The 9,219-nt window shown below is 36.5% G+C and carries 13 protein-coding genes and 3 pseudogenes; all 16 read left to right on the top strand.

Translation table 11 applies throughout. From position 1 onward, the window contains the following. Window positions 1-454: DNA/RNA non-specific endonuclease (locus C5687_RS22915; RefSeq protein WP_202911311.1), on the top strand; the 454-nt coding region annotated here is incomplete at its 5' end. Window positions 455-456: 2 nt separating this feature from the next. Continuing rightward, the gene (locus C5687_RS22910; protein WP_104558069.1) at window positions 457-987 is read left to right on the top strand and encodes an SMI1/KNR4 family protein; all 531 of its coding nucleotides are present in this window, start codon (window positions 457-459) and stop codon (window positions 985-987) included. Between the two features lie 128 nt (window positions 988-1,115). Next, a complete protein-coding gene (locus tag C5687_RS22905; protein WP_104558067.1) occupies window positions 1,116-1,637 on the top strand; it encodes an SMI1/KNR4 family protein in 522 nt (173 codons plus the stop codon). A gap of 173 nt (window positions 1,638-1,810) precedes the next feature. Continuing rightward, a complete protein-coding gene (locus tag C5687_RS22900; protein WP_420796120.1) occupies window positions 1,811-2,056 on the top strand; it encodes a TreTu family toxin in 246 nt (81 codons plus the stop codon). Then, window positions 2,050-2,313 (top strand): immunity protein TriTu family protein, encoded by a 264-nt coding sequence (locus tag C5687_RS22895; protein WP_104558065.1) that lies wholly within the window; start codon window positions 2,050-2,052, stop codon window positions 2,311-2,313. The genes C5687_RS22900 and C5687_RS22895 overlap by 7 nt, the downstream gene beginning before the upstream one ends. 43 nt (window positions 2,314-2,356) lie before the next feature. Next, window positions 2,357-2,452, top strand: a pseudogene (locus C5687_RS25295) (RHS repeat-associated core domain-containing protein); the annotation flags it as partial. Window positions 2,453-2,885: 433 nt separating this feature from the next. Beyond that, window positions 2,886-3,367: pseudogene (locus C5687_RS22885) on the top strand (immunity 26/phosphotriesterase HocA family protein). Between the two features lie 214 nt (window positions 3,368-3,581). Further along, window positions 3,582-3,959 (top strand): hypothetical protein, encoded by a 378-nt coding sequence (locus C5687_RS22880; RefSeq protein ID WP_104558063.1) that lies wholly within the window; start codon window positions 3,582-3,584, stop codon window positions 3,957-3,959. 432 nt (window positions 3,960-4,391) lie between these two features. Beyond that, complete coding sequence (locus C5687_RS22875) at window positions 4,392-4,694, top strand: hypothetical protein (protein WP_104558061.1); 303 nt, start codon at window positions 4,392-4,394, stop codon at window positions 4,692-4,694. A 417-nt stretch (window positions 4,695-5,111) separates the two neighbouring features. After that, a complete protein-coding gene (locus C5687_RS25290; protein ID WP_244956316.1) occupies window positions 5,112-5,225 on the top strand; it encodes a hypothetical protein in 114 nt (37 codons plus the stop codon). Window positions 5,226-5,236: 11 nt separating this feature from the next. Continuing rightward, entirely contained in the window at window positions 5,237-5,770 is a 534-nt protein-coding gene (locus C5687_RS22865) for an SMI1/KNR4 family protein (protein WP_104558059.1), read from the top strand. Between the two features lie 210 nt (window positions 5,771-5,980). After that, entirely contained in the window at window positions 5,981-6,385 is a 405-nt protein-coding gene (locus C5687_RS22860) for an SMI1/KNR4 family protein (protein WP_104558057.1), read from the top strand. A gap of 1,072 nt (window positions 6,386-7,457) precedes the next feature. Continuing rightward, window positions 7,458-7,805, top strand: a complete 348-nt coding sequence (locus tag C5687_RS22855; RefSeq protein ID WP_238380512.1) for a hypothetical protein — start codon at window positions 7,458-7,460, stop codon at window positions 7,803-7,805. Window positions 7,806-8,101: 296 nt separating this feature from the next. Then, window positions 8,102-8,434 (top strand): hypothetical protein, encoded by a 333-nt coding sequence (locus tag C5687_RS22850; RefSeq protein WP_104558055.1) that lies wholly within the window; start codon window positions 8,102-8,104, stop codon window positions 8,432-8,434. 223 nt (window positions 8,435-8,657) lie between these two features. Then, a complete protein-coding gene (locus C5687_RS22845; protein WP_104558053.1) occupies window positions 8,658-9,044 on the top strand; it encodes a hypothetical protein in 387 nt (128 codons plus the stop codon). Between the two features lie 34 nt (window positions 9,045-9,078). Continuing rightward, a pseudogene (locus C5687_RS25455) lies at window positions 9,079-9,219 on the top strand (RHS repeat-associated core domain-containing protein); the annotation flags it as partial.

Here is a 9,219-nt window from a genome sequence, read left to right as displayed (position 1 = left end):
TCTCACTTGGATCGATCCGCTGGGGTTAAAGAATTGTGGTATCAAATATGGTGAACTGGATAATTTAGGTCGTCCAACAGGCGTTCAGGCCCGATTAAATGCGACTCATATAAATACTGGAACGCATGCAAATCCTAATATTCAACCACCTGGATTTATTACCGGTGCTGGCTCTAATCGAGCTCGAGGACATTTGCTTGGTCGTCAATTAGGTGGCTCTGGGGATGATGTACGAAACCTAGTAACTATCCAGCAGCGCCCAGCCAACACACCTGTAATGAGTGCTGTTGAAGGTCGAATAAGGAAAGCATTAGAGCAGGGGGAAACTATTGATTTGAATATAACTCCTATTTATCATGGTCCTTCCAGAATTCCTGCTGGAATTACAATTAAAGCAGAGGGTACTGGAGGGTTCTTCGAACATGTCACAGTACTTAATCCTCCAGGAATGTAAATATGCCAATAAATAAACTGATTACAATATTAGCAGCACCTGTCGCCCCTTCGGATTCGGGGAAGGGAATGAAATGGCCACAGATTGAGGATGGTTTACCTTTCCCCTCTGATTATATTGAGTTTATAAATGAGTATGGTTCAGGTCGTATTGCGGACTTTATTGTTATTTTTAATCCATTTAGTAAAAATGAAGATGTTAATTTTTTTGAACAGTATAAATTTATTTTGGAAGACCTTAATTATCTGATTGAGTCAGATAAGGATTATTATAATTATCAACTGTATCCCAAGGATAATGGGTTGATTCCGTTAGGAGTTACCGATAATGGGGATTATCTATTCTGGGTGGTAAATTCTAAAGATAATAGTGAGCTATGGACCGTTGCTATTATTGCAGCACGATCACCAGAAGTTGAGTATTTTGATAGTGGGCTAACTGATTTTCTTGAGGGGTTATTAAAAAATAAAATTAGATGTAAATCATTCCCTGATGATTTCCCCCCATCTGTTATCAAGTTCGAAAGCATTTGAAATAAGAAGTCGGGATGTTTTCCCGACTTTATAATTACAATTAAATTATGTATGTAAAAATTAATTGTAGTTTGATTTTTTTGAGGTAGATTATCTAACATCAAGGAGTTATATACTAAGGATAGCTTATGCCTATTTCATGCGGTAAACCCAAAACAAAAGATGAACTTAGAATTTTGGAGGCGAAATTTAAAGTCGGTTTGCCAGAAGATTATAAAGAATTCCTCAGGTTGAAAAATGGTTTTGTTGTAAAATTCCCAGATTTTTGTGAGCTGGAGTACGAAGGTGTCGATGAAGGGGTTATCGCCTTTTATGCCCTTTTTGGAATAAATATGAAAAATCCAAACCACGACATTTTTCGTCAAAATGAAAATTTTTTAAGTGAACTTGATTTCATTGATGATAAGTTAATTATTGGTGATGATCCTGGAGGTAATTTTTACCTTATATTAAATGGCAATGAAAGCCAAGGTGTGTATTATTGGGACAGAACACATCTACATGCTGAGGATGATATCCAAGAGTTTGAGATCGCTGAGCAAAATGAGTGCGGTAATATCTATAAAATTACTAATAGCTTTACGGAATTTTACAAGAAAATTAGTGAGATATCTCTTGATGCAGGAATGAATGTAACTGTTGATTTATGATTTTTCAAAATAAAGCCATAATCAGAATATGATCATAGCTTATTTTTTTTTACATTTAGATGTTAGTAAATAGATAAACAGTAATAAAAAGAATATCAGATATGCTTGTATTTTACCATTGGTAATAATGCCCGTGCATAGAAAAAAGGCATTAACAGAAAGCGGCTCAGCATTTGTTAACAGCTAATTTAGACGCTTTTGGTAAGCAGGCCAAGAATGGTGCGATATATGTTGAATTTGATGTACCGGAAAAAACATTAGTACCTACCAATGAAGGGTGGGCAAAAATAGTAGGGACAGATTCTATTGAGGGGCGATTAGCTAAACGCAAAGGCTTGGAAGTTCCTGAAATGCCAACAGCACAAAATATCGCTATCAAAGGTGAGGAAATTAATGGGAAAGTTAGAAAAAGATGCTAAATAAATTTGAGCAATGGGTGATTCAGCAGGGTGATTATATTCTTACTCATAATAAAAATGAGTTATCCAATAGTGTGGTGGTAGATTTCGAAAACGAAAACTATATAGCAAGATTTACGGTTTGGGATGATTTTAGCTGTATGTCAGAAGTAATGGATGTAAATACAGGTTTGTACAAACTAAATAAGCGAAATGAATTTTCAACATTTTATGAGCTTCTGGATATATTTGACATTTTTCGAATGAATATACAATAGATTATTGGTCCGATAAGAGATATAACTCTCTTCAGAGCAGTATGATGATAAAACGGGGCTGCATAATAACCTGTTCCGCTACTACGACCCGCAGGTCGGGCGGTTTATTGTGCAGGATCCGATTGGGCTGAATGGCGGGTGAAACCTTTATCAGTATGCGCCGAATCCGTTGTTATGGATTGATCCCATGGATTAACCGCCCTAGATACTACAGGATACAATGTTTATGGATTATTTGATCCGGGAGAAACAAAATCTTATTACGTTGGTATAACTGATGATCTTCTCAGGAGAGCGGGAGAGCATAGGGATTCTGGGCGATTAACTCCGGGTGCTCAGTTGCTTCCTTTAGATGAGAATGTGACCTATGCACAAGCTAGAGGTTACGAACAATCCTACATCGAGGAATATAAAACTCGTACCGGAACATTAGGTAAAGATATTTCAGCTACTAATCGCGGGAATAAATAGAATTCATTTGACCATAGACGTACTGACGGAAGAGGACAGTTTTTTGAAGCAGGATACAGCATCAAAAAAAATGGTTCAGGCGGAAAAGGAAAAAGGTCCGGATGAGTAACTTTAAATTTTGGGTATGGGAGAAAAAACCAAGAACCATGCTTCGCTATGTTAAGCCTGGCGATATATTTTGCTTTAAGGTTGATGGAGGAAGATATCGTTTTGGTCGTATTATGTCATTAATGTCGGTAGGGCATATAGCTGAAATTTTTGATATTTTATCTGATGCACCTAAAATAACCGAGGATGAAATTGAGAATGCTAAAAGAATTATTCCTCCGTTGATTATAGATACCTATTCTCTGCTTGATAAAAAATTGAGCCAGAAAGTGACTGGAGAATAATTGGGCATCAGGATAATTATTCTCCTGATAATGTTGATGAGATTTATTTTGCATTCGGTATTGGTGATTCTTGCAAAAAGAAAGATTTTTATGGGAATGTTTTCCCAATCGATGAAAGTGAATGGAATGCTCTTCCTAAACTATCACCTAAAAGTGATTTTGATATAAAGAATTTATTAAGTAAAGTTTAGGTGTGAAGCCGGGATAAAAAAACTCCCAGTTGGTTTATGATTAATAATTACCTGATGGTTTAGTAAATGAGATATGCAGGAGTTAGAGGAATACAAAACTCTATTGGTCTTTAATAGCATTGAATGCATAATTGCCATGAAGAAGAATAATGCGCGATCCTGTAAGCAATGTAATGAATGTCAATAATATTGTGGTGAGTATACCGACACTAAAATGCCAAAAATAACAGTATCTAAATTTGATGGAAATAAAGTTGAGTTCACCTCAGTTTTAGGCAATGGAGTGGCTGTTTGGTGTGGTGAACCACCGAAAGTAAATAGTTGTTATAATGTCGAATTTGATGTGGATGACATTTTTAAATGGGGCTTGAATATTAATGATGTTTGTCAGGAGACACCTGAAATCAAGATGGATGGTGAGGGAATATTATTTGTTTCTCAGGTCATCTCTTATGAGAGTGACAGGTTTTTAACTGTTTCATTAGGTGGTCAGATTATTTTTTTAGATGTTGAGGCCTACCCAGGCGGTTGTAAATATGTTTCGTTTTCAACAGCTATAAAAAATATCTCACTGTATCCTTTTGTAGTGTAGATGGAAACTAAGAAGAACTTACCTGTTCCGTTACTACGACCCACACACAGGTTGGGCAGTTAATCGTGCAGGATCCGCTTGGGTTGAATGCTGGGTGGAATTTTTATCAGTATCCGCTGAATCCGCTGGGGTGGTTTGCTCCGTGGGGTTATATAATAGTAATACTGTCATAAGAGCGGTGACGCCTGGAAACCCGAGATTATGTGAGCGGATAAAAAACAATAAGTACAACAGCTTAGCATAAAATAACACCGGCCTAACATATTGCAGGTGCTCCGCATTTGCGTGACTCTTGGATTTCCTCCACCAGAAGCCAGGCATCAGCAGAGAATTTACAAACACCGTTTACTCGAAATGCTGCTGCGGCGCATCAGGAAGTATTGATTTTTGGTGAGATTCCTCACGAAGTCATCATATTTAAATAGGTGATTTATGTTATGTGATGTAAAGAAAAAAATAATTGATAATGACTTTGTTAATAATGTCAGAATTAATATGGTTTTCAATGATGAACAGTATAATGACTTGGTTTCTAGTTTAGAGGAGGTTGCTAACTTATTGAAAAATAAGGAGTTCATAGATAAAGGATTAGCTTTGTATTTATATACAATACCTCAAATGATAAGAAATGCGTATGCGAGTTTTGAACAAGTGGAAAACAAACCAGATTTGGCTTTTAGATTAGAAGATGCATGGATAGAGTTAGACTCGCTAGTAATAAACTGTTTAAGCTAATAAGAATGAAGGCCGGATGAGAAATTCGCCCGACTTTGATATGATATAATTATTTCTTGAACCACAAACATATAATTAATAATCCATCCTCTATTACGACCCGCAGATCGTGCGGTTTATTGTGCAGGATCTGATTGGGTTATGTAAGGAATATGAGGTTAGAGGTAACAATCCATACCAGACGCGGGTTGATCCTCGTTACCCCGGAAGACCTCATTATGCATTCTCAATAGATAACAGAACATTAGTATCAGGAATACTTATTTCAAACTGCGATATAAGAAAACACCAAAAATTTTGGAGTTAATAGTCTGATATGCATCGGGTTCCTTAAGTAAAAGCAAGTTATATACAATAAAAGAAATGAGACACTTACCGAAAATAGATGACACCTAGATTAAAGTATTTCCTGAACATGTGAATTGTAAAGGAGATACAATAATACATTATCAGGTCGATTTTGGATCATATGCTATATCCACACCTGGACGTACTCATGTTCGTAGTGGCGGTGTTTGGTATACGGAATGAGGATAATAATTATGCTGTTAACAATAAATGAAATTGAAGTTAAGTTGCATGAGAAGTTCTCTCCTTTTAATGGAGAGATGGATGATTTGATTTTGAAAAAAAGAATGGCACCTGTAAATAATATCAAGCATTCAGAGGAAAGTCTTGGCGTAAATTTCCCAAAGGATTTTATTGAGTTTGTCAATAATTATGACATTGATAACTTCTCTTTGGGGAATTTATCTTTCGGCCATGGTGATGATTATTTGGAGAAAATAGTCAGGATTAACAGTGATGAGTTTAACCATTGGTGGATTGGCGAGCATAGACCAGATGGTGTGATATGTATTGCAATATCAGACCCTTATACTATCTTGCTTAATACTCACGATGGCAAAGTTTATGCTATTACAAGTGAACAAACTATGGATGGATGGGAATCGATAGCTGATAATTTTGAGCTATTTATCAGAGGTGTTGGTTCGCATTTTTTTAAAGTCTGCTCGCTAACGGAAATTATAAAGTCAACAGGTGCAATCGATATTTCATTTTGGAATAAAATCTAACGATAGTGTCTGGTGATAACTTATTTATGTCTGAACTTGGTGTGTGTTTTTTTGATACAATATAAAACTGGTGAAGAAACGGTTTTCCTTAATTGATGGGATTTGAAATGGACATTAACTCATCCTTCGAATTCAGCGTTTTTGTATGGTTTAGTACGTGCGGAATCTTTTCCAAAACCGCATTTGAAGATCCTTTAGGGTAAAATTATCATGTATCTTTCTGATTCGGAAAAAAAACTAACTATATATGAAATAAATGATTTCAATGCAAGTTTTGATGATCGTCTTCCCATGTCATTTCTTGATTTTTATCTTAAAAATAATGGCGGGTATCCTCATAATTATGAAGATGGTAATCCTTTTATGCTTGGTGGTTTTAACCCTATAAAATATGGAAACCTGCCGATTGAGCAACTCTATCGCGACCTTATTGAGTCGTTTGGTGAGTTGAGGAATATGGTCCCTTTTGCCTATGATGGCGGGGGGAACTCTTTTCTACTATCTCTCAAACCTGATGATTCATTAGGGAAGGTTTTTATTTTTCTGATGGATGATAAAGAGGTTGAATTGGTTGCCGATTCGTTCTCGGCATTTTTAGAAGAATTGTTTTCTTGAAAGTAAAGAGGCAGTTTATAACATTCTCGGCAGTGAGGTTGCTGTTATCGCAAACTCAAAGTAAGGTTCGTTTAAAATATTTAAATTCAGTCATTAATTTGAAAACTTATAGATTTACAACCCGGCTTATGCCGGGTTTATTAATATTGAACGGCAAATGTTAAATTTTTCAGATCCAATAAACGCTTTGCTTCCAGAAACTGATGTGCAACCTTATGTTATTTATGGATTTATGAAGCCTGTGCCAACGTACAGGAAAATAAAACTTCCCCTTGGTTTGGTGAATTGGGTCGGGCACTCAATATGAGATTTAACAATCTGTACAGAGTTATATTGATTCCGGCCATTAGAAAGTAATTAAGAAAACAGAAGGCAAAACCTGTGGATAGAGTAGAGTTACAAAGTGAGTTAAATAAATTAAACATACCCAGAGATAGCTACTCTATTGATGGTGTTAAGGATGAGACATTATGTTTGATCCTCGATAGAGGGCTATGGTGTGTTTTTTATAGTGAACATGGAAAACGCACAGAGGTTGATTTTTTTGCAACTGAAAGTGATGCCTGTCAATCCTTCCTTGCCAGAATCACCAAATGGTTCTAGTTTCAAAAAGTATGTAAAATTAGGTGCCAGTTTTTGGAGTTTCTTAGGCTGGTACTAATTTTCATGATTTGATAATAATAATCAAAGCATGTGAGTGTAATTCTGCCGCATCAACCTTTTTTAGTATGGTAAGTACTGCTTTCTAATCAGAAAATCGTCGCCACGTCGCACGACACCACCAACAACCGCTTCCTGTGGCAGGGCTACCGCCTGCTGCAGGAGCAGGAGAGTTGGATGTGCCGCACCTACAGATTATTTAGCTAATGACCCTGTATTTACTAACAGACGTCGTGATGCATCCAAAATTGCCGGAATGAGCGAAATAGAAGTGTCTATAGATAGTAAATTACGTAGTACTCTCCTTGATTTGAGAGAAGAACCTATTGGTTTCAGAATTTTTAAGAGTCATGAGTTAGGTGACATGGCAAGGCGTGGTGATGTTCAGCACAAAGTCGGCTGTAAGTAGGAGATGATGAGTATACATAAAAGATGGTTAAGCTTTGTATTGCTTGACGATATATCATTTAAAGAGCTGCTTATAAAGCTAGAACAGGTATTTGAACGGACACTAATTTGTGAAGATGATGAGGGGCGTTATATTGCTAAAGCTGAATGTGATGGTTTTACTGTAACGCTTATAGATAAAGAAGATAGGCTAAGCGAATTTTTATGCGATGAAAACTATAGTCTTGAAATAGCGATAAGATCTGATGACTATTTTAATTCCAATTTTGAAAATTTCATAAAGGAAACTTTAAGGAATGGTAATATAAAATGGGGAAGATCAGTTTGGGCTCCTGATAAATTATCTCAATGACTAAACTGTTTTAAAGGTTCTTTAAACCCAGTTAATTAAATAGAGTTTTACTTGGTTTTGTTTTTTTATTTATTAAATAAAATGAATGCTTTATATTTATTTACGATCCAAACGAAACTTGAAGCCTGCTGGCGAGGGTAGAACATCTTCCTGATCAGAACAAAGGTGGAATTTACCGGTTCAACACTACCTGAATGGGGCCTTGCAGCTGACTTGCACAATTTTTTTGGTCTAAAGTGCCTTATGAAAAATGTAGAAAGCTAATCAGGAGCAAATAAAGTCTAGAGGAGGTAGGTGTGGCTGATAACCAAGAAAAATCTTTGACTTTAAGTCAAACTGAGATAGTCGCCTTGAAAAAAACGATAATGTATTTAAAATTTTCTTGTGAGGAAACCGAATCTGTAATGTACGCAGGTAATCCTCTGATTAACTCTATTTTTTCTAAACTAATAGAGATTGATGATTTAGGACAGCAATCTATTGATTTTTATAATAAAGGTCATGCTGAGAACGAAAGGTTTATTTTGGCTAAATTAGATAAGTTAGAACTTGAAAATGGTCGGGAATTTCAAAGCGAAGTCAAGGAAAGTTCTTTTAGGGAATGCCTTTTTCCGTTCTCAAGAAAATAACTTCTGTATTGTAAATTGTCGGTTTGGAAATACTCCTTACCGGCTCTTCTTTAATCCGCTGATGGTTAATGCTCCATTAGAGTCAAAATTACTGCACTCCGTTGTGTCTTTCCCGTATTGAGGTTCTATAAGTCAATTCGAAAAATATCATGGGGCTAAGTATTAGTCTCTTAAAGCTTAAAAGCAGCCAACTCATTGAATCCAAAATGAAATAGGGGTGGTAATGTCACGTGAACTGGTTTTTTATGTAGATGATGAAGGTGTTTCAGTCGATTTAATCTTAACAGTATTTGGGCCTTCTCTCGTCCAATGCATAAACCTTGAATCTGATTCGGTCGATGAAAAAATGAAAAAAGACATCGATTTTCTTATTAAGAAACAGAAAAATTTTTCCGAGAAAATCGCAACTGAAACCCAGGCATATAGTAAGCGTATATATGGTACGGATGCAAAAGACTTGATTTTGCTGAAAGTTTATCTTTCTCCAGATGAAGACAATGAATTTGGGTTCATGTTCTCGACCGATTTAGATGAGGAACATGGGATTGGTATCAAATTTAAAGGGCTTGTAGTGAAGAAAATTGGTAGTGGCGAAACAGCATTTTTATAGAATTTAATTATATCTATCCGATCAGGCAGACCCATTCCTGTGGCAGGGCTACCGCCTGCTGCAGGAGAGCGGGCTGTGCAGCACGTATGTATACGACCCGAATGAAGCCTGGAGCCCGCTGGCGCGGGTGGATCACCTTCGTGACCAGCGCAGCGGTGAGATTTACTGGTTCAAC

Origin of the sequence: Enterobacter sichuanensis (assembly GCF_002939185.1) — a bacterium.
GTDB classification, from domain to species: domain Bacteria; phylum Pseudomonadota; class Gammaproteobacteria; order Enterobacterales; family Enterobacteriaceae; genus Enterobacter; species Enterobacter sichuanensis.
The sequence above is the reverse complement of the archived record's forward strand: the minus strand, read 5'-3'. Positions and strand labels throughout refer to the sequence as shown.